The organism is Azoarcus indigens (assembly GCF_004361735.1).
In the GTDB taxonomy this organism is placed as follows: Bacteria; Pseudomonadota; Gammaproteobacteria; order Burkholderiales; family Rhodocyclaceae; genus Azoarcus; species Azoarcus indigens.
In genome coordinates, this window is record NZ_SNVV01000006.1 from 215,669 (window position 1) to 235,287 (window position 19,619).

Below are 19,619 nucleotides of genomic sequence, written 5' to 3' on the forward strand. Positions count from 1 at the left end.
GTGACCTTTTACCTGGCCGACGATCTGCGCCCGCTGTTCACCCGCCACGGCCTGGATAGTTTCGGCAGCCTGTGGGCACTGGAGCTGGACAGCGTGGACGCACCCAACACCGGCCGCGGCGGCTGGAGCAGCGTCAGCCGGCTGGAACTGGCGGACGAAGCCGGCCGCCGCCACGCCTTCTACCTCAAGCGCCAGATCGACCACCTCAGCCGCAGCCCGCTGCACCCGCTGGGCGAAGCCACCTTCGCCCGCGAATTCCGCAACATCCGCCGCTACGCGCAGGCCGGCATTCCGGCGCTGCAGGCCGCCTTTTTCGGCCAGCGCAAGCTGGGCGGCAAGGTATGCGCCATGCTGATCACCCGCGCGCTGGACGACTATCGCCCGCTGGACGCCTGGCTGCAGGACTGGCCCCGGCTCGGCCGCGACACCCGCCGCCGGGTGCTGGACGCCGCCGCCGTGCTGGTGCGCACCCTGCACAAGCGCGGCCAGGTGCACAACTGCCTCTACCCCAAGCATCTCTTCATCCGCCTGGGCACGACGGCCGCGCAAGACGAAGCCCGCCTGATCGACCTGGAAAAGACCCGCCCGCTGTGGCTGGGCGCCCATGACCGCGCCCGCGACCTCGACGCCCTGAACCGCCACGCCGACCGTCTGCCCGCCACCGACCGCCTGCGCTTCCTGCTGCGCTACCTCGGCCGCGACCGGCTGGACGCCGCCGGCAAACGCCTGGCCCGCCGCATTCTCGACCGCCACCGGCGCAAGGCCGCCCGCAGATGAACACCGCCGCCCAGCTTCCGCCCCTGGTGGATGCCGCCACCCTGCGCGCCGCCGGCCGCCAGCCGCCAGCGCCCTTTCGCCTTGCCCTGACCCCGGCTTTCGGCCCGCAGGCCAGGGAGTTGTGGATGCAGCGTTTGCTGCGGGTGCTGCCGGGCAAACGCATCGTCGGAGAGGCCCGCCTCGTCGGCGGCGAACTGGACGGCCGCCGGGTGCTGGCCAAGCTCTTCGTGGATGCCGGCAGCGCCCGCCATTCGCAGCGGGAGCACGAGGGCATCGCCGCCCTCGCCGCGGCCGGCATTCCCACGCCGCCGGCCCTGGGCATGCTCGCCCTGCCTGGCGGCGGCCGCGCCCTGTTCACCGAATTCCTCGACGGCGCCGACACCCTGCTGGACGCCTGGCGCGCCCTGGCCGACGGCACGCCTGGCGCACCGGAGGCGCTGGCCCTGCTGGCACCGGCTTTCGCCCTGCTCGGCCAGTTGCATGCCGCCGGCCTCAGCCATGACGACCTGCATTTCGGCAACTTCCTGCGCCATGAGGGCCAGCTCTACCTGATAGACGGCGACGCGGTGCGCCGCCACGCCAGCCCATTGGAGGAGAGCACCGCCGCGCGCGACCTCGCCATGCTGATCGCCCAGCTGCCGCGCACCTGGGACGAGGACCTGGCACCGCTGCTGGCCGCCTACCGCGCCAGCAATGCCGCTGCGCCCGGCGAGCGGGCGCTCGGCAGCGCGCTGGTCGCCGAACGCGCCTGGCGCCTGCGCGACTACCTTTCCAAGGCCGGCCGCGACTGCTCGCTGTTCAAGGTGGATAAGCGCTTCCGCCGCTTCACCGCGGTGTGGCGCGCCGCCGCCGAGCAACTGGAACCGCTGCTCGCCGAGCCGGACCGGCGCATGGACGGCGGCCGCCTGCTCAAGCGCGGCAATACCTGCACCGTGGCCCAGGTGAACATCGACGGCCGGCCGGTGGTGGTGAAACGCTACAACCTGAAGAGCCTGCGCCATGCTCTGTCGCGCCTGTGGCGCCCCAGCCGCGGCTGGCACTCCTGGCGCGAAGGCCACCGCCTGCGCCTGTTCGGCATCCCGACGCCGGCGCCGCTGGCGCTGGTCGAGGAACGGCATGGCCCGTTACGCGGCCGCGCCTGGCTGGTCAACGAGTTCTGCGCCGGCGTAGACCTGCTGAGCCACCTGCGGCCCACCTCCGCCCCGCCGGCCGCCGAGGCCGCCGCCCTGCGCACCCTGTTCGCCACCCTGCACCGGGAGCGCATCAGCCACGGCGACCTCAAGGCCACCAACCTGCTCTGGGACGGCCGCGACATCCAGCTCATCGACCTGGACGCCATGCGCCAGCATCGCAAGCCCGCCAGCTATGCTCGCGCCTGGCGCCGCGACCGCCAGCGCCTGCTGCGCAACTGGCCGGCGGACAGCGAGCTGTACCGCTGGCTGGACACGAATCTGCCACCTGCGGCCTGAGCCGGCCCGCTGCCGGCGGCGGGCGAGTTCGAATCGGGAAATCCGGGTTCGAGGGTGAAATCTGGCGGACAGGATGCCCGCCGTTTCTGCCGCGCCCGGAAGCGCCAGCCTCGGCTCGCCGCTGACAACCTTCGGGCCTGTGAGCGGCGTTGGCGCAGGCCGCAGCTCAGCCCGCCGCCGCGCCCTCCTCATGGAACTGCATCGCGTGCAAGCGGGCATAAGCGCCACCGGCGGCCAGTAGCTCGGCATGAGAGCCGCGCTCGACGATGCGGCCCTGGTCCATCACCAGGATGAGATCCGCCTTCTCGATGGTGGACAGGCGGTGGGCGATCACCAGCGTTGTGCGGCCGCTCATGGCGCGGTCCAGCGCCGCCTGGATGTGGCGCTCGGACTCGGTGTCCAGCGCCGAGGTGGCCTCGTCCAGGATCAGGATGGGCGCATCCTTCAGCAGCGCGCGGGCGATCGCCAGGCGCTGGCGCTGGCCACCGGAGAGCATCACGCCGTTCTCGCCTATCAGGGTGTCGAAGCCCTCCGGCAGGCGGTCGATGAATTCCTTGGCATAAGCCGCCTCCGCCGCCGCCACGATGGCCTCCCGCGGTGTGTCGGCCAGGTCACCGTAGGCGATGTTGTTGGCCACCGTGTCGTTGAACAGGTTCACCTGCTGGCTCACCAGCGCGATGTGGCGGCGCAGGTTGCGCAGGGTGTAGTCCTGCACCGGCACGCCATCGACCAGGATGTCGCCCTGGTCATGCTGGTAGAAGCGCGGCACCAGGCTGGCCAGCGTGGTCTTGCCGCTGCCCGAGCGCCCGACCAGCGCCACCATCTGCCCCGGCTCCACCTCGAAGCTCACCTCGTTCAGCACCACCCGCTCGGTGCCGGGGTAGCGGAAGCTCAGCTTGCGCACCGTCAGCCGGCCGGCAACGCGCTCGCGTGTCACCGTCCCCTTGTCCTCTTCCGGCGCTTCGTCCAACTGCTCGAAGATGCTCTCAGCACCGGCCACGCCCTTCTGCACGGTGGAGCTGACCTCGGAGAGCTGGCGTATGGGCTTGGGCAACAGGCCGGCCGCGGTGATGTAGGCCACCAGGTCACCCACGGTGGATTCGCCGCGCAGCCACAGCACCAGGAACAGCAGCACCGCCATCGCGGTGTAGGTCACCAGCTGCAGCATGGGCGTGTAGGTGGCGCCGGTCTTCACCATCTTCAGCTGCTTGCGGGTGTTGTCTTCGCTGGCGGCCTTGAAACGATCCGACTCGTACTGCTCGCCGCCGAAGCTGCGCACCACCCGGTAGCCCTGTATGGTCTCGGAGGCGATGTGGGTCACGTCGCCCATCGCCACCTGGATCTTCTTGCTCTGCTTCCGGAACTTGCGGCTGGCGCTGTTCACCATCACCGCGATCAGCGGCAGGATGGCAACCATCACCAGCGTCAGCTTCCAGTTCATCCACAGCAGGTAGCCGAACAGGAAGACCACGGTGAGGCCTTCGCGTATCACCACCTTGATCGCATCCGTGGCCGCGCCGGTGACCATGGTGACGTTGAAGGTGATGCGGGAGATCAGGTGGCCGGAGTTGTGGTTGTCGAAGTAGCGGTTGGGCAGCAGCAGCAGGCTGTCGAACAAGGCCAGCCGCAGGTCATGCACCAGGCCGAGCGAGACCTTGGCGAGGAAGTAGTTACCCAGATAGGAACCCACGCCCTGCCAGGCGGCGATGAGCACGATCAGCAGGGGCACCGCCTGCATCAGCGGCAGGCCTTCGAGCATGGGCAGGCCGGGAAGCACCGCCTCCGGATTGTTCAGCCCGTCGACGAAATACTTGAGGATGCCCGCCAGCATGGGCTGGGACGAGGCGAAGACGATGAAGCCGGCAATGCTGATTGCAAACTGGCCGGCGTACGGACGCACGTAACCCAGCAGACGAAGATAGATCCTGAGGGTGGACGCGACGAACGCATCTGCGGTAGGCATGGAAGAAAGGCCGAACTGCGAAACGGCGGATGCTACCACGCCCCCGTTGGCACCACCGTAGCGCCGCCGGGATAGAATCCCGCCCCATGAGAACACAGGCTGCACTGCATAGCCTCGGATACGAGGATTACCTGAAGCTGCGCGAAGGCGCCCTCGTCATCGAAGCCGACCGCTACGGCGACAAGGTGCTGCTGCTGCCCGATCAGAGCTACATCAAGCTGTTCCGGCGCAAGCGCCTGCTGAGCTCGGCAGCCTTCTATCCCTACGTCCGCCGCTTTGCCGACAACGTCCAGGCCTTGCATGCGCGGGGCATCCCCTGCCCCCACATCCTCGCCCTCTACCGCATTCCCCACATCGAGCGCGACGCGGTGCACTACCGCCCCCTGGTCGGGGAGACGCTGCGGCGCCTGTTGAAGCAGGCTCCGCCGCCTGAGGCGGAGGCCTGCCGGCTGCGGGAACAGATCGGCAGTTTCGTCGCCCGCCTGCACCGGCTGGGTGTCTATTTCCGCTCGCTCCATCTGGGCAATATCGTGCTCACACCCGATGGCGAGCTGGGCCTCATCGATGTCGCCGACATGACGACCCGCCAGCGCGCGCTGGGATATCTGCTGCGCAAGCGCAATCTCAAGCATCTGCTGCGTTACCCGGAAGAGACCGCCTGGCTGTGCGCCGATGGCAAGTTTCTCACCAGCTACAACCACGCCTCGGGCTTCAAACTCTCCGCCTGAATCACCTCGATGACCCAATCCCTGCTCTACATCGTCTATGGCGCGGACACTTACCACCGCGAAGCCCTGTTCAGCATCGCCAGCGCCTGTGCCCAGCTCGCCCGCGACAGCGGCGCGGGCGAGCGCATCGACATCCAGGTCTGGACCGACCGCCCCGAGCCCTACCAAGGACTGCCTGTCGCCGTACAGGCACTGTCGCCCGAGCAGCTGCAAGCCTGGCGCGGCCCGCATGGCTATCACTTCCGCGCCAAGCACGCCGTGCTGCGGGAGGCCCTGCGCGCGGCCGAACGGGCGATCCTGATCGACACCGATACCTTCTTCCACACCTCTCCCAGCGTCCTGTTCTCCTACCTCCAGCCGGGCGCGCTGCTCTGTAACCGCATCGGCCCTGCCTACGGCGAGCGGCGGGAGGAGACGCTGTACGTCGCCCTGGCCTCCCGGCTGCAACAACGGGGCCAGGCAGACGACGGCATGCCCATGCTCAACTCCGGCGTAATAGGCCTGTGCCGGGAGGACGCCTGTCTCCTGGACCACTCGCTGGCCTTGATGGACGAGCTCTTTCCACACGCCCAGGGGGCTTACACGCTCGAAGAGTTCGTCCTTGCCGTCGCCTGCAGGGCCGCGGGCCTGACCTTGAAGGACTGTGCGGACGACATCCACCATTACTGGAGCCGGAAAGCGCTTTTCCGCGCCAAGATCGACGCCTGGCTGCAGAAGCACCGGGACCGCCTGCTGAACCCCGATGCGCTGGCGGACACCTTCCGGATCAGCAGCGAACTCCCGCGGCCACCGTCGCCAACCCGCCTGCGCATGAAGCTGATCACCTGTCTGCTGCCCCGCGCCCAGCGGCAGTTCGCCCGGGAACTGCTGTACGGCTGCTATCCCTATCCCAACGAGTTCGACCGCGCCTGCGGTCCGGTGTGGTGGGAGAAGGCTGCGATCAATCTGCGGGAGCGGGACGCGAAAGCCGCCCCGGCCGCCTGGCTGCGGAATCCTCTGCTGCGCATGCTGCTAGGCAGCAATGCCGCCAGGATCACCGCGCACCTGAAGGCGCAGGGCCTGCTGGACGCGCCCCACTAGCAAATTGAAGCAAATGCCGGCTTGTTCCTGGCGGCGCAATGGCAAACACTCGATCCACCCACACTCAAAACAATATCCATGGATGCCAGGCTTCCCTCCCGCGGCAAGGGAATCGCTCCGCCGCCTCACCCCTTCGGCGCCCGCTGGGCGGGATGGCTGCAGGAGTACGTGCTGCCCACCGGCCTGCTGGTGCTCCTGACCGGCATGCTCTGGGCGGCGGAGCGGCCGGAGTACCACACGCTGTTCTACAGCCTGGTCGCCTTTCCGGCCTTCCTGCTTCTTTTCCACCAACGCGACGCTCTGACGGCCTTGCTGCGCTCGCCGATCTTCCTCGGCTTCCTCGCCTTCTCCGCTTACGTGATGCTCAGCATCGCCTGGTCGGACACGGACAAGTCGGTGGGCTCCATGCTGAAGCGCCCGCTCTACATTGCGCTGCTGTTCTTGGCGGCCACACAACTCGCCTTGAGCAATCCGCTCCGCCTGTCGAACGTCGTCCGGCTGGCCACGGCGGTAGCCAGCATCGGCGGGCTGCTAGCGCTGTTCTTGTTCTTTAATAGTGATGAGAGTCGCCTCGACGGCTACCGAGCACTATCCAACCCAATCCTCACCGCCCATGTATTCGGTTTCTTTCTCGCAATCACGATAAGCACCCTCATTATCGAGGGCGTCGGAAGACGGCCTTGGCGAGTCTTTGCCCTACTGGTATTCATCGCGGCGATCCTGGCGACGGGCTCCCGCGGCGGCTTAGCGGCGGGCTCCGCCGCCGTGGTAACAGCAAGCGCCCTCTGGCCCAATCGTCGAGGCGCCGTCGCGTGTGCCATCCTGGTGGTCGGAACCCTTGCTATCGTCCTTGTGGCACCCGAGGTGATAACTCAACGAGGCCTTTCGCTGCGCCCGCAGATCTGGGAGCAAGCCCTGAGCGAAATCCGGCAACGCCCCTGGCTAGGTTACGGCTATGACTCATATATCATGCTAACAGTGCCTGGAGTCACGGAGCGCTTTCCGGATACCCACAACATGCTGCTGGCCGTGCTGCGCCAAGAGGGCATCATCGGACTCGCCCTGTGGCTGGGCATGCACTTCGCCGCAGCCTGGAGCGCCTGGCGCTACCGGCAGCACCCGGCGGTGGTGGTCTGTGCGGTGGCCCTTGCGTCGGGCTTTACCGCCAGCCTGACGGAGGGGATTTCCTACCTTTCCCGCCCCAAGGAGCACTGGTTCCTCATCTGGATTCCCTTGTCCTTGCTTGCTGCGGCCTGCATCGAAGCCCGGCGGAACGAGCAGGCGGAAGGAGCGGAACCAGTTCGGCGAGGGTAAGGCCAGGCGTCAGGCGCCGCCGCAGCTCCTGGCCGTGGAAGGGCAAGCCAGGGGGACCGGTTCAGGGGGCCCGCGAGAACAGGTAGCGCACTACGCCGCGCACCGTCTTGAGCGTCCAGCCACGCAGCGGCAATTGACCCAGCAGTTCGCGCGCAAGCGCCTTGTCCCTGCCGGCGGCCTTGAGGAACAGCGAGTTCAGCAGGCGGCTGCGTACCGCGTCGTAGGCCGGGTGGGCGGCATACTCGCCGTAGGTGCGCAGCAAGCTGTCACTCATGAAACGCAGGTTCTTGTAGGTGTTGGTGGCGTGCTTGCGATATTGCGCCATCAGCACCGGAATACGGTCGATGTAATAGCCGGCGGCGGTCAGCTTGAGCCAGATATAGACATCCTCGAGTCGAATATCGGGGTTGAAGCCGCCGACCTTCTCCAGCGCCTCCTTGCGGAACATGAGGGTAGCAGTCGGCGGGATGGGCTTGCGCTGGAGAAAAACGTCGTCGAAATCAATGTGCTGGGGGCCGAGATCGCGCTGCTTCTGCTCTGCATCCGGGTAGGGGCTGCCATCGGCATGGATGAACTCGATGTTGCCTCCGCACAGCCCTACCTCCGGCTTGTCGGCCATGTAGGCGACCTGCACGGCGATGCGCGTGGGCAGCATGATGTCATCCGAACCGAAAGGCGCGACGTATATGCCCTGGGCACGCGCGATTGCGTCGTTCAGCGTGCGAGTGAGCCCTTGATTGCGCTGCTCACGGAAATCGAAGCCGTGCTTCGCCTGCAGGCCCCGGATGCGCGAGACGCTGTCGTCGGTGGAGCCATCGTCCACCACCAGCAGTTCGATCGGCGAGTAGGTCTGGTTAAGCACGCTCTCGATCGCGGCTTCGATGTAAGGCCCATGGTTATAGGAAGCGATGATTACCGTTACCAGCGGACCGGCCTTGTCCTGAACATTCATGTCACCACCCCAGCCTCAGTCTCAGGGCCTCCAGCCAGCCTGGCGGCTGGGCCGGACGCAATGCGGGTTGCAGCGCCTGGGCGACGCGCTCGCCGATGCGCTCGAAGCTGTAGTCCCGCTCCACCAGCGCCTGCCCAGCCGCAGCAATCCGCGAGGCCAGCGCCGGATCGTTTCGCAAGCGGGCGAGCTTCTCCCGGAGTTCCGCCACCGAGCGGTAAAGGACGAGGTTCTCCATGTCGGCGAAGCCCAGGGCGGCATTCTCCTCGTTCCCCTGGTCGTAGGCGCACAGCACGCAACCGCAGGCCATGGCCTCGAAATTCTTGATCATGTATTCGCCCATGCCCACGTCCGCGCTGACGAAAAAACGGATGCGGTTCAGCATGGCCAGGTAATCGTCGCCCGAATTGGTCCTCACCGCCTGCAGCGGCTCGCAGCGGCCGATCTCCTCGAGCATCGCTTTGCGCTCCTTGTAGATCCCGCTCTTGGTGCTGCCGACGAAACCCAGTTCGATGTCGCGCTCGCCCCCGAGGTTGCCTAACAACTCCTGGTCGTAGCCCTTGGGCACGAACACCGCATCCACCCCTTCCGCCTGCAGTTTCCGGCTCACGCCGAAGCCGGAGCAGATCACCCGGGCGGCCGGCAACCGACGGTAATGACGGCTGAACTTGCCACGGTACTTGCAGGGGAAGTAGTTCTGCCAGGCGTCATGCTCCAGGATCACCAGGTTCGGCACGCTCCGGATGAACGCGGCCTGACGCATCTCCTTCTTGAAGCGCAGGAAGAACAGGATGCGCTGGTAGCGCGACGTCTCCACCTTTTCGGCGAAATAGCGACGCAGGTCAGCCTGCTCGTCGTCGTCGAGCCAACGCAATTCGCAGTCACAGTGGGCAGCGACACTCTGGTACAGGCGATCCAGAATGACACGCTGCTCCTTTTGCAGCAGGAAAAGGACTTTCATCTTCGGTTAGGACGGCTCAAGCGGAGCAAAGCCGCTGGTACTGACCTGCCATGCCGGCAGGCGCGCGACTTGGGGATAAGCGGCGATATCGGCGGCGGGGATGCGCTTCCATTCGTCGCCCTTCCACATCAGGAAATGCACGTAGGGGAAACGACGCTCGCCGTCGCGGTCGTTGGTCAACGCTCCGTCGCGCCAGAACCAACGCTTCGGGTAGTTCCGCGTGCCATCCACCCAGGGCAGTTTGGCATCCGGAGTACTGTATGACTCGATGAATTCCGCGCGCCGGAACCACGGATTCAATTGCGCCGCAAGACGGGCCAGCATGCGCGGCCAGTTCTTGCGCCGGATGAATATCCGGCTGAAGGCGCCCTCGTCGAATCCCAGGTGCTCCGGCGCACTCAGGCGCGCCTGCCAATCGGGCACGCGGAAGAATAGCTCCCGCATTTCCCGCGTATTGCGCACCAGGCAACAATGACCGGAAATGCGCCGTTCATGAGTGGAAAACAGGTCCTTGCGCGCCAGCCTCCCGGCAGTGAAATAAGCCCGCAGATCCCCCAGGATCAGATCGAGATCGCCGAAAGCCCAGAAATCGTAGCCAGCCAGATCCGCTTGATGGATGTAGCCGAGTGCGGGCTTGAGGTCACACAGTTTGTAGGGGCTGGATGGCGCGAAGGGAATACCGAGGGCACCCGCCACCCGGACGCAATAATCCGCGTAGCTGACCGAGACGACGCGCACGTTGGGCGGCAGTCCCTCCAGCTCGCCGCAGTCGGAGAACAACAGCCAGTCCACCGTGGGGTTCGCCCGGCAGCTGGCAAGGAAGAACGGCATCCAGAACGGCCAGCGGCCAAAATACGGGATGACGAAGCAAATCGAGGGTTCTCGGGTAGTCATGCGTGATTCGTAGGGCCGAGCACCGCTCGCACCATCGGGAGAGCAAAGAAGCGGCTGCGTGCGGCCTCATCCGAAAAGGCCGTGCGCACCCGCGCCAAGGCGGTCTGTGTTGCAGCCCGGCGCCGTTCGGGCTGCCAGGCGGCCTGCTCAAGCAGGAGCATGGCAAGGGCGGCGTCATCTCCCAACTGAAACAGGGCACCGCACTCCCCGACGACTTCCGGCGCACCGCCGCAATTCGTGGCGATCACCGGCACCTCCGCCGCCATCGCCTCCAGCAGCACCATGCCGAAGGGCTCATGATCGGAGCTCAGCGCAAACACGTCGAACGCGGGGAAAGCCTTCCAGGCTTCGGGAAGTTGGCCGAGGAAGCGGACCTGCTCCGCGATTCCCAGCTCGGCAGCCTGCGCCTTGAGCGTCTGCTCCAGCCTGCCCTTGCCGAGGATGACCAGCAGCGCCCCGGCCGGGAGCGCATTGCGGGCGCGGGCGAAGGCGCGCAGCAGGGTCGCTTGGTCCTTGTCCGGGTGCAGGCGGCCGACGTTGCCGATGACGAAGGCCTCCTGCGGCAGGCCGAGGCGCTCCCTTGCCGCGGCGCGGGTCAGCAATCCACCGCGTACCGCATCCACATCGATGCGGTTGTGCAACGTTTCGATCCGGTCCGCCGGCCAGGACGGCACGCCGCGGCGAATATCGTCGCGGATGGCGTCCGAGACGCCGAGCAGCCCTAGCCGTTTGTGGAAGCAGCGGGCGAACAGCTTGTGCGTCAGGCGTTCGTAATCGCCGAAAGCGTGGTGCACGCCGATCACCGGCAGCGAAGTGCCCCAGCAGGCAATGTGGATGGGCTTGAAGCGGTGGGCGAGGATCAGCCGCACGTCACGCGCGGCGACGATCTCGCGCAGCCTGCGCATCGCGTCCAGCTTGAGGCCGCGCACGTCGCGGCCGTCGTAGTCGAAGAAAATGACTTCATCCGAAGCGGATTGTGCCGCCACCGTTTCATCGGGCGGATCCGTCAGGTAGACCGTGGTGACTTGGTAGGGAGTATCGCGGAACAGCACCGCGTACTGCCGCGCCACATCGGCGAAGGGGCCGTAGTGGCAGTGGCAGAACTGCAGGATGCGGGGGCCAGCCAGATCGCTCACGCCAGACCCAGTGCAGCGTCGGCGCCGTCCTTCACCACCAGGATGTCTTCCATGATCAGATACTGCAGGTCGGAGCCGAAGAACATGTTCAGCGCGTCCGTGGGCGAGCAGATCATCGGTTCGCCGCGCCGGTTGAGCGAGGTGTTCAGCGCCACGCCGTTTCCGGTCAGCTTCTCCAGCTCGACCATCAGATCGTAGTAGCGGGGATTGAACTCGCGCCGCAGCACCTGGGCGCGGGCGGTGCCGTCCTCGTGCACCACTTCCGGCACCCGCTCCTTCCATTCCTCGGCGACCTCGAAGGTAAAGGTCATGAAGGGCGAGGGATGCTCCGTCTGCAGCATCTGGGGGCCGACGGTATCCAGCATGCTGGGGCAGAAGGGCCGCCAGCGCTCACGGAACTTGATCTGCTCGTTGATACGGTCTGCCACCCCCGGCGCACTCGGGCAGCCTAGGATCGAACGCCCGCCCAGCGCACGCGGGCCGAACTCCATCCGCCCCTGGAACCACGCGACCGGCTGGCCGGCAGCGAGAATACGGGCGATGCGCTCAGGCACCGCCTCTATCTTCTGCCACGCCGGCCTCGCCGCGTGCTTGGCGCAAGCGGCGATGACCTCCTCGTTGGTGTAGCTGGGGCCGAGATACACATGCTCCATCTTCTCGACCGGCACGCCGCGCGCCTGGGACACGTAAGAAGCCGCACCCACCGCCGTCCCGGAGTCGCCGGAGGCCGGCTGCACGAACAGCTCCTTCACCTCCGGCCGGGCGATGATCTTCTGGTTGAGCTTGACGTTGAGCGCCCCGCCGCCGGCAAAAGCCAGCTTGCCGGTCTCGCGCAGGATGTCGCCGAGGTAGTAATCCATCATCTGCAGCGCGAGATCCTCGAACAGCTTCTGGATACTGGCCGCATAGTGGATGTAGGGATCGTCGGCGACATCGCCTTCGCGCTTGGGGCCCAGCCAGTCGATGAGCTTGGGCGAGAAATAGTAGCCCTTGCCCTTCTCCTTGTAGCGGCGGAAACCGATCACGTTGGCGTAGTCGGTGTTGATTACCAGTTCGCCGTTCTCGAACTCGGCCAGGCGGGAAAAATCGTACTTCTCCGCGTCGCCATAGGGCGCCATGCCCATCACTTTGTACTCGCCGTCGAGCATGTCGAAGCCGAGGTACTCAGTGAGCGCGCCGTACAGGCCACCGAGCGAATCCGGGTCGTAGAACTCCTTGATCTTGTGGATCCTGCCGTTCTCGCCCCAGCCGAAGAAGGTGGTGGCGTACTCGCCCTTGCCGTCAATGCCCATGATCGCCGTCTTCTCCTTGAAACCGGAGCAGTGGTAAGCGCTGGAGGCGTGGGTGAGGTGGTGCTCGACCGGCACCAGTTCGACCTTCTTCAGATCGAAACCCAACTGCTGCAGGCACCACTGGATGCGTCTGCGATAGCGGTAGAAGCGGCGATTGCCCATCAGGATCGCATCCAGCCCCCGGTCCGGCGCGTACCAATAGCGCTTCGCGTAATGCCAGCGGGCCTTGTCGGCCAGACTGATCGGCGCGAAGGGGATCGCCACGATGTCGACGTCCTTGGGCTTGATTCCCGCGAAATCCAGGCAGAAGCGCGCCGACTCGTAGGGCATCCGGTTCTTCGCGTGCTTGTCGCGCACAAAGCGCTCCTCCTCCGCCGCGGCGACCAGCTTGCCGTCGATGTAGAGCGCTGCGGAAGGATCGTGGGTCAGGGCGCCGGAAAGGCCGAGAACGGTTAGGGACAAAGGCAAACCTCGTCAGGGGACAGCAGCCGTATAAGGCCGATAAATCAACAGGTGAAGCGGCGGATTATACCCCGCCCAGCGAAGCGTCTCCGTCAGCGGCGGGTGCTACAATCGCGCCGCTCCAGCAAATCGCCCCCTTTCAAATGCCCCTCTCTCCGCGACGTACCACCCACCCTCAATTGGATGTGGACGCTGTACTTTGCATCAGCCTTCGCCACCGGGAAGACAGACGGGCGATGATCCTGGATGAGTTCCGCAAAAGCGGGCTGGAGATTGAATTCGTGCTGGTGGACAAGGACGAGGAAGACGCCCAGCGGGGCTGCTTCCACTCCCACCAGCGCTGCGCCCGCATCGTGGTCGAACGCAACTACAAAAACGCTCTGGTGCTGGAAGATGACGCCACGCTGGAGGCGTTTCCGCCCAAGACGATTTCCCGCCTCAACCGCTTCCTCCGCACGCGGCATCCCGAGTTACTGCACCTCGGCGTAATCCTGGGCAAACTGTGGCTGACGTGGACACCGGGTATCGCACGCTGCCGCGCCGCGGGCGCCCATGCCTACATCATTTCCCGCGCTGCCAGCGAAAAGCTGCTGCATTACCGCTTCGAAGGCATAGGCATCGATACGCTATACCGACGCCAGTTCAAGCAGTACTGCGCCTTCCCCATGCTCTCCAGCCAGCAGCCCCGGCACATCGCAGGAAGCGACATCGAATCCGCGCGGGAGAAGGTCACGCTGGAGGAGAAAGGCGTCTCGCGCGAAGGTCCCGGCATGAACTGGCACGCCAACCGACGCAAACAGTACAGGCTGGCGGTAGCCAATCTGTGGAAGACAGCGCTCCGCCTGCAGCAGTAAGCGCGAAATGTCTCGGCCGGCAAAAAAGGCCTCGACCTCTGCCGATGGATCGCCTTTTCCCTAGGGCTTTCCATAGCGCCCTGCGCTCAGTACCGGGTGGCCAGAAAATGCCGAGCGGTGGCCTCCAGTTCCTCGTCAACAGTGCGTGGCGGCTTCCAACCGAGGATTCTGCGCGCCGCAGACGCGTCTACCTGCAAGGAATCCAGCAAGCGCCCCGCCACTTCCGCCTTTCCGATCGCTCTCGCGCAGCCCGCCAGAACAACCGGGGGCACAGGGAGAAGGCGCGCAGGACGCCCCAGAGCCCGCCCCAAACGCAGCAGCAACTCGGTGGTGGAGAGATCTTCCCCATCCGCAGCGAGAAAGGTTCGCCCTTCTGCCGCGGGATGCGTGGCGCAGAGGCATAACAGGTCCGCCAGGTTCGTCAGCCCGACGAATGAGCGCCTGTTCTCAATACAGCCCAGTGGCAGCGGAACCCCTCGCGCCACCCAGTTCATCATGCGTTCGAAATTCGCTTTGACACCCGGGCCATAGACCAAGGGCGGCCTTACGACGGTCACGCTCATGCCGCTGCCGGCAGCCAGCGCCCGTACGCCCACCTCCGCCTCATGCTTGGAAATACTGTACGGATCTTCCGGTGCCGCCGGGTCATCCTCGATGAATGGCCGCCCCGGCATGGTTCTCTCACCATTAACCTTAATGGAACTGACGAATACGAATTGCTTAACCCCTGCCTCCACCGCCTGCTGAGCCAAGCGCAGGGTTCCCTCCACGTTGACGGCACGAAACTCAGCGAGAGGGTCTGGACTGGCATCGTTCATCACATGCACGCGGGCAGCAGCATGTATGACAGCGTGCGCCCCACGGAGCGCCTCAGACCAATCCGCATCGGCGGTAAGGGCAGGTCCTCGCACAACACCGAGTTCGGGGCGATCACGGGTCGACAGTGCCAGGACCTCCCGCCCCCGCGCCCTCAGTTGCGATGCAACCTCCCTCCCGATGAAACCACTTCCGCCGGTGAGTACAACACCACCGGGGATTTGCCAATGACCGTCGTTAATAAATCACCTCGGATGGTGTGTTTGCGGGCCGCCCGGCTTCAAGCTCGAAACCCCGATCCATTTTGGCCAAGCGGCATCTCTCCCCGCACCGGGCCACCACAGCCCCCCGGCAATTGCGGGTGACCTCAAGCAGGAATTGGCCACCGCGAGATCTACTAAAAGGGGCGCCTCGAATAACCCGAGGTTTTCAGTGAATCCCGGCGCGCAACGATGATCGCGACCGAATTCAGTTCAACTTCTCCGACAACACGACGGCTTTTCCGGCGACGTTGCCCCGCCTTTGCTTCGACTCGCCTCGCGAGTCGGCGATTCAGCCCACTTCGGGCGTCAGAAGGGCTCGATTCCGGCCTTTCTGAAATAGACCAACCGCTTCAAGTTGTAGCAGGCGGCCATCATCGTCATGGCAAAGTTCGCCCGCGCCTGACCGGTGGTACGAAGCAGCTTGCCGCCCATCTGTTCGATGGCACCGAACACATGCTCGACCCGCGCACGCGTCTTGGCAATCCGCTTGTTGCGCCGCTGTTGGCACTCGGACAGCGGCTTGTTGCGCTTGCCCTCCCTCTGGATCTGGTTCCGGAAGCCGTTGCCCTTCAGCCATGCTTCACGCCCCTCGGACGGATAGCCCCGGTCGGCATAGACGTCGCGGCTCGTGTTGCCCGCATCGAAGACGTTCTCAACGTGCTGGCTGTCGTGCGTACTGGCGGTGTCAGTCTCGATCCGGAGGATGATCTTGTACTCCTTGCCGATGATGATCGAGAGCTTGTAGCCGAAGTGGTCTTGCCGTGCTTCTTGGGCCAGGTCACGTCGGTGTCCTTCTGGCGCCGCTTTACGGGCTTCCAGTCGGCGGGCATCGCCCCTTGCTCAATCAGCACCTTCTCGCCGCGGCTGCCGTGCTGCTTGGGCGCCGGCACCAGGGTGGCGTCGATGATCTGACCGCCGCGCGCGATGAAGCCCTTCTTGAGCAACTGCGCGGAGACGCCATCGAAGAGCACCTTCGCACCCGGCTCGCCGATCCGGCTCTCGAAGGTCCACACCGTGGTCCGGTCCGGAACGTTGATTGCGTTCACCAGGCCACAGAAGCACTTGTAGCTCATGCGGTCCAGCAACTGGTACTCCATCTGCTCATCGGCCAGGTTGTACAGGCGCTTCAAGACCAGAATCCGCACCATCGTCTCGGTCGGGTACGGCGGGCGTCCTCTCTGGGCACTCACCGGACGCGGTGCCACCCCATCAACCTCGGCCGCCAACGCCCCAAAGTCAATGTGCGACTCGATCTCGACCACCGGGTCGCCGAGCGAGTCGATCTTCTTGCGGTGATGTTCATCGGCGAACAGATCAGTCTTGACGGCTGTGCGTGGTTTCACGTTACAAGCTGCAGCCGAGTTCAGGACCCCGAAATTTTACCAAGGGTGGACATACTAACCTTCTCGTAAGTATTGTCACTTCATGAGACAATACGCGCATGAAATGCAAACGGAACTCGGACGGTCGCGCGATCGACCACCACTCGCTTCAGGTCATGCGCCAACAGGCCATCAAGGCGGTTCGCGAAGGGCAGACAGCGCAAAGCGTAGCGGCCGCCTTGGGCGTGAACGTGCGCAGTGTCTTTCGGTGGCTGGCCGACTTCGCCAGCGGCGGGCAGAACGCGCTGCTTGCAAAGCCGATCCCGGGGCGTCCGTCGAAGGTGAGCGCGGAGCAGATGCGCTGGCTCGCTCAGGCCGTTCGCGACCACACGCCGCTGCAGTACAAGTTCGAGTTTGGGCTGTGGACGCTGTCGCTGATCCGCGCGCTGATCAACCGGCAGTTCGGCAAGGCGTTGTCGATCGCCACGGTCAGCCGACTCATGAAGGTGCTCGGATTCAGCGCCCAGAAGCCGCTCTACCAAGCATGGCAACAGGACGCCGCGCTGGTGCGGCAATGGGAGTCGGAAACCTACCCGGCGATTCGCGCGGAAGCGCGTGCGGCGGGCGCGACGATCTACTTCGCCGACGAGTCGGGAATCCGTTCCGATTACCACACCGGCACGACGTGGGCGCCGCGCGGGCAGACGCCGGTGGTCGAGGTCACCGGGCGGCGCTTCTCGCTGAACATGATTTCGGCGGTGAGCCCGCAGGGCGAGTTTCGCTTCATGCTCCACGACGGTTCGGTCACCGCTACGCTGTTTCGCGAGTTTCTCAAGCGCCTGATGATCGGTGCCGACAAGCCGGTCTTCGTGATCGTCAACGGGCACCCCATTCACAAGGCCAAACTGGTTCGGGCCTACGTCGAGAGCCTGAAAGGGCAACTCAAGCTCTTCTACCTGCCGCCCTACTCGCCCCAACTCAATCCCGACGAACAGGTCTGGGCGCATGTGAAGCGTCAGGTCTCCAAGCGCCTGGTGCAGGACAAAGACGAAATGAAGCGGCTGGCGCTGGGCGCGCTGCGTCGGATTCAACGGCTTCCGAGCCTCGTCAAATCGTTCTTCCTTCAGCCCGAGTGCCAGTACGCTCTTATCTGACATTACTTTCTAGAAGGTTAGTAACAAGGTTTTCAAGGTGCCCATATCTAACACGCTTTGATATCGGCATTTTCCTCGCCGCGAGCGCATGCGCACAAGAAAAACAGTCTCTGTGCTCAAGTCAGTTCCCAGGGCGAGCATACCGCTGGCGCCAAAAGTCAGTCAGAAGAAATACTTACCCATTACCAGTATCGTTATGATATTTGCCTCACTTTACAGATGGCGCATCAAAACGTCATTTGCGTAGGTGCTCCAGCACCTTAACTGGATACTTGGACAGGATCTTGAGCATATTGGTCTGGATACCATTGTCGCGGCAGGCACGTAACACCTCTTTATTGAGCAGCACCGTACTGCGCCATCCACCCGTGCTGACCCCACCCAGACTCATGTTCACCAGCACTTCAGGCAAGTAAAGATAGCGTGGGTTCTGTTGCAGGAAGAGGCGCGCCACGAATTCGAAATCACCAGCAATCCGGAAATCAGTTCTGAATGGCCCAGTCTTCAGAAAAAGATCACGCTTGACGAAGAGACCCGGGTGCGCCGGCATCCAGCCCCAGGCGATGCGGTCCGGCCTGAACCGCGCCGACGAATAGCGACGCACTATCTTGCCTGGTTCATCCGAACGGTAGAAGGCCACGTCGCCATAGAGCACGTCCAGATTCTGCTGTTCCATGGTTTGAGCGACCCGATTCAGCACATCGGCATGGGCATAGACGTCATCGGCATTCAAAAAGCCGATGAAATCGCCACTCGCCCGCATCAGGCCTTTGTTCATAGCATCGTAAATGCCGCGGTCCGGCTCTGAGAAAAATGTCGAAACGCGCTGGCTGTGAGAGGTCACGATGGCCTGAGTGCCGTCGTTGGATCCCCCATCGATGACCAGGTGTTCGACATCAGGGTGCGTCTGCGACGCGACGCTGCGCAGCGCCGCCTCAATGGTGCTGGCGGCGTTAAACGCCGCCGTGATGATGGAGGGTTTCAACATTGTGTGGCCATAGTGCCTATCCCGTCTTTTTCGAGAACTTGCGCTTGGCCAGAAGCAGCGACGACAGGATGGGCATGAAGGGGTAGGCCAGGCGGCTGCCGAAGCGGCGCAGCACGTCCCGCTTTGTCTGGGCCGTAATGAATTTTCGAGACACCCATACACGATATGTCATTAGAATTTTGTGTCGCAGTGCCAGCATGGGCGTGACCTGCAGGTCGGTGCGGTTGGAAAATTCCGTGAAAACACGGACATTGTCCTGCACCAGGGCACCAGAACGAATGTTTTTGAGGGTCATCTGTCCGGCATGGAAACGAATCGAGCAGACCGGTGCCGCAATATTCAACAGGGAACCTGTTTGCAGCATCCGCAACCACAGTTCCATGTCCATCAATTGGGGCAATTCTTCACGAAAGCCGAATTGCATGTCGGGCTTACGAAAGAGGACGGCGGTCGGCTCGCCGATGTAGTTGCGGCTGTACAGGCAGCGGCTCATCACCATGTTCCCGGGGACGACGCCGTCTTGCGCGGCATAATGACGCAGGCCAAAGGCTTTGCCTTCATCGGTGATGCTGATGCGTCCACCACAGGCCAGCACCGCTTCAGGATGAGCTTGCAGCCCCTGAACCAGCAGCGCGAGGCAATCCGGCAGCAGCAGATCATCCACGCACAAATACTTGATGAACTGCCCGCGGGCCAGTTCAGCGCATCGGTTGAGATTTCCCGCTAGGCCAAGATTGCGTGCATTGTGAAAGACGTGGATCTTCTCGGACTGCTTGGCCAGTTCCGTCAGCAGCTCGGCAGACGAATCCGAGGACGCATTGTCGACAATGACGACTTCAAAGTCTTGATATGTCTGTGCCAGGACCGATGCAATGGCTCCCGGGAGATACCGGGCGCCGTTGTAGGTCGGAATGCAGACACTGACTTTCGGTATGTTTTCCACGATCCAGATATTAACCCGGCAACAAATTACCAAACAGCTCAGGCGGCATAGCGAATCTCTTCGTGTTTGAAGTACGACCGAATCCGTTCAGGCTGTTTTTGCAGGCTTCGCAGATGCCCGAGCAGTTTGCTTTGCATCGCCTCTGGTGTCCGAACGGGCTCGCCCGCGTTCATGCGAGCCTTCAAGTCGGCATTCAGATACTCATCCGGATTGAGCTCCGGCGAGTAGCTCGGCAGGTAAAACACTTCAATCTC

Annotated in this window: 17 protein-coding genes and 1 pseudogene; 7 read left to right on the forward strand and 11 right to left on the reverse strand. The window is 64.0% G+C overall.

What is annotated here, in order from left to right; genetic code table 11:
- Complete coding sequence (locus C7389_RS09335) at window positions 1-777, forward strand: lipopolysaccharide kinase InaA family protein (RefSeq protein ID WP_133590619.1); 777 nt, start codon at window positions 1-3, stop codon at window positions 775-777.
- Window positions 774-2,246, forward strand: coding sequence for a lipopolysaccharide kinase InaA family protein (locus C7389_RS09340; protein WP_133590621.1), 1,473 nt, complete (start codon window positions 774-776; stop codon window positions 2,244-2,246). Before C7389_RS09335 ends, C7389_RS09340 begins: the two co-directional genes overlap by 4 nt.
- A gap of 166 nt (window positions 2,247-2,412) precedes the next feature.
- On the opposite strand, the gene msbA is transcribed toward C7389_RS09340, so the two are convergent.
- Window positions 2,413-4,209, reverse strand: coding sequence for a lipid A export permease/ATP-binding protein MsbA (gene msbA / locus C7389_RS09345; protein WP_133590623.1), 1,797 nt, complete (start codon window positions 4,207-4,209; stop codon window positions 2,413-2,415).
- Between the two features lie 86 nt (window positions 4,210-4,295).
- Between msbA and C7389_RS09350 the strand changes: the two genes are divergently transcribed.
- From C7389_RS09350 to C7389_RS09360, 3 genes are read left to right on the forward strand one after another with little or no spacing between them, the layout of a single operon-like run.
- Complete coding sequence (locus C7389_RS09350; RefSeq protein ID WP_133590625.1) at window positions 4,296-4,937, forward strand: lipopolysaccharide kinase InaA family protein; 642 nt, start codon at window positions 4,296-4,298, stop codon at window positions 4,935-4,937.
- A 9-nt stretch (window positions 4,938-4,946) separates the two neighbouring features.
- Entirely contained in the window at window positions 4,947-6,017 is a 1,071-nt protein-coding gene (locus C7389_RS09355; RefSeq protein ID WP_211168248.1) for a hypothetical protein, read from the forward strand.
- Between the two features lie 21 nt (window positions 6,018-6,038).
- The gene (locus tag C7389_RS09360) at window positions 6,039-7,331 is read left to right on the forward strand and encodes an O-antigen ligase family protein (protein ID WP_133590629.1); all 1,293 of its coding nucleotides are present in this window, start codon (window positions 6,039-6,041) and stop codon (window positions 7,329-7,331) included.
- Between the two features lie 61 nt (window positions 7,332-7,392).
- Here C7389_RS09360 and C7389_RS09365 read toward each other — a convergent pair whose 3' ends face one another.
- The 5 genes from C7389_RS09365 to C7389_RS09385 are packed head-to-tail and all read right to left on the reverse strand — an operon-like array spanning window position 7,393 to window position 13,025.
- On the reverse strand, window positions 7,393-8,283 hold the full coding sequence (locus C7389_RS09365) for a glycosyltransferase (RefSeq protein WP_133590631.1): 891 nt from the start codon (window positions 8,281-8,283) through the stop codon (window positions 7,393-7,395).
- Between the two features lies 1 nt (window position 8,284).
- Complete coding sequence (locus C7389_RS09370; RefSeq protein WP_133590633.1) at window positions 8,285-9,241, reverse strand: glycosyltransferase family protein; 957 nt, start codon at window positions 9,239-9,241, stop codon at window positions 8,285-8,287.
- Window positions 9,242-9,247: 6 nt separating this feature from the next.
- On the reverse strand, window positions 9,248-10,135 hold the full coding sequence (locus tag C7389_RS09375; protein ID WP_133590635.1) for a DUF6625 family protein: 888 nt from the start codon (window positions 10,133-10,135) through the stop codon (window positions 9,248-9,250).
- Entirely contained in the window at window positions 10,132-11,271 is a 1,140-nt protein-coding gene (locus C7389_RS09380; RefSeq protein WP_133590638.1) for a glycosyltransferase, read from the reverse strand. The genes C7389_RS09375 and C7389_RS09380 overlap by 4 nt, the downstream gene beginning before the upstream one ends.
- Complete coding sequence (locus tag C7389_RS09385; RefSeq protein WP_133590640.1) at window positions 11,268-13,025, reverse strand: carbamoyltransferase family protein; 1,758 nt, start codon at window positions 13,023-13,025, stop codon at window positions 11,268-11,270. The genes C7389_RS09380 and C7389_RS09385 overlap by 4 nt, the downstream gene beginning before the upstream one ends.
- 236 nt (window positions 13,026-13,261) lie before the next feature.
- Here C7389_RS09385 and C7389_RS09390 point away from each other — a divergent pair, with 236 nt between their 5' ends.
- Window positions 13,262-13,879, forward strand: coding sequence for a glycosyltransferase family 25 protein (locus C7389_RS09390; protein WP_162851706.1), 618 nt, complete (start codon window positions 13,262-13,264; stop codon window positions 13,877-13,879).
- 86 nt (window positions 13,880-13,965) lie between these two features.
- On the opposite strand, the gene C7389_RS09395 is transcribed toward C7389_RS09390, so the two are convergent.
- Window positions 13,966-14,937: an NAD-dependent epimerase/dehydratase family protein gene (locus C7389_RS09395; RefSeq protein ID WP_211342508.1), complete on the reverse strand. Its 972-nt coding sequence runs from the start codon at window positions 14,935-14,937 to the stop codon at window positions 13,966-13,968.
- A 327-nt stretch (window positions 14,938-15,264) separates the two neighbouring features.
- Window positions 15,265-16,301, reverse strand: a pseudogene (locus tag C7389_RS09400) (IS5 family transposase).
- Window positions 16,302-16,399: 98 nt separating this feature from the next.
- On the opposite strand from C7389_RS09400, the gene C7389_RS09405 reads away from it, so the two are divergent.
- Window positions 16,400-17,434, forward strand: a complete 1,035-nt coding sequence (locus tag C7389_RS09405) for an IS630 family transposase (RefSeq protein WP_133590646.1) — start codon at window positions 16,400-16,402, stop codon at window positions 17,432-17,434.
- A gap of 235 nt (window positions 17,435-17,669) precedes the next feature.
- Here the strand turns inward: C7389_RS09405 and C7389_RS09410 are convergent, their stop codons facing one another.
- From C7389_RS09410 to C7389_RS09420, 3 genes are all read right to left on the reverse strand, one after another.
- The gene (locus C7389_RS09410) at window positions 17,670-18,422 is read right to left on the reverse strand and encodes a glycosyltransferase family 2 protein (protein WP_211168249.1); all 753 of its coding nucleotides are present in this window, start codon (window positions 18,420-18,422) and stop codon (window positions 17,670-17,672) included.
- Between the two features lie 16 nt (window positions 18,423-18,438).
- A complete protein-coding gene (locus C7389_RS09415; protein WP_162851707.1) occupies window positions 18,439-19,365 on the reverse strand; it encodes a glycosyltransferase family 2 protein in 927 nt (308 codons plus the stop codon).
- A gap of 38 nt (window positions 19,366-19,403) precedes the next feature.
- Window positions 19,404-19,619, reverse strand: a 216-nt coding sequence (locus tag C7389_RS09420) for a transposase (protein ID WP_211342505.1), incomplete at its 5' end; no start/stop codon positions are given.

Excerpts from the sequence above, each read along its gene's own strand:
- C7389_RS09340 (WP_133590621.1), top strand. The coding sequence starts at position 774 with ATGAACACCGCCGCCCAGCTTCCGCCCCTGGTGGATGCCGCCACCCTG.
- msbA (WP_133590623.1), bottom strand. The coding sequence starts at position 4,209 with ATGCCTACCGCAGATGCGTTCGTCGCGTCCACCCTCAGGATCTATCTT.
- C7389_RS09350 (WP_133590625.1), top strand. The coding sequence starts at position 4,296 with ATGAGAACACAGGCTGCACTGCATAGCCTCGGATACGAGGATTACCTG.
- C7389_RS09355 (WP_211168248.1), top strand. The coding sequence starts at position 4,947 with ATGACCCAATCCCTGCTCTACATCGTCTATGGCGCGGACACTTACCAC.
- C7389_RS09365 (WP_133590631.1), bottom strand. The coding sequence starts at position 8,283 with ATGAATGTTCAGGACAAGGCCGGTCCGCTGGTAACGGTAATCATCGCT.
- C7389_RS09370 (WP_133590633.1), bottom strand. The coding sequence starts at position 9,241 with ATGAAAGTCCTTTTCCTGCTGCAAAAGGAGCAGCGTGTCATTCTGGAT.
- C7389_RS09375 (WP_133590635.1), bottom strand. The coding sequence starts at position 10,135 with ATGACTACCCGAGAACCCTCGATTTGCTTCGTCATCCCGTATTTTGGC.
- C7389_RS09390 (WP_162851706.1), top strand. The coding sequence starts at position 13,262 with ATGATCCTGGATGAGTTCCGCAAAAGCGGGCTGGAGATTGAATTCGTG.
- C7389_RS09405 (WP_133590646.1), top strand. The coding sequence starts at position 16,400 with ATGAAATGCAAACGGAACTCGGACGGTCGCGCGATCGACCACCACTCG.
- C7389_RS09410 (WP_211168249.1), bottom strand. The coding sequence starts at position 18,422 with ATGTTGAAACCCTCCATCATCACGGCGGCGTTTAACGCCGCCAGCACC.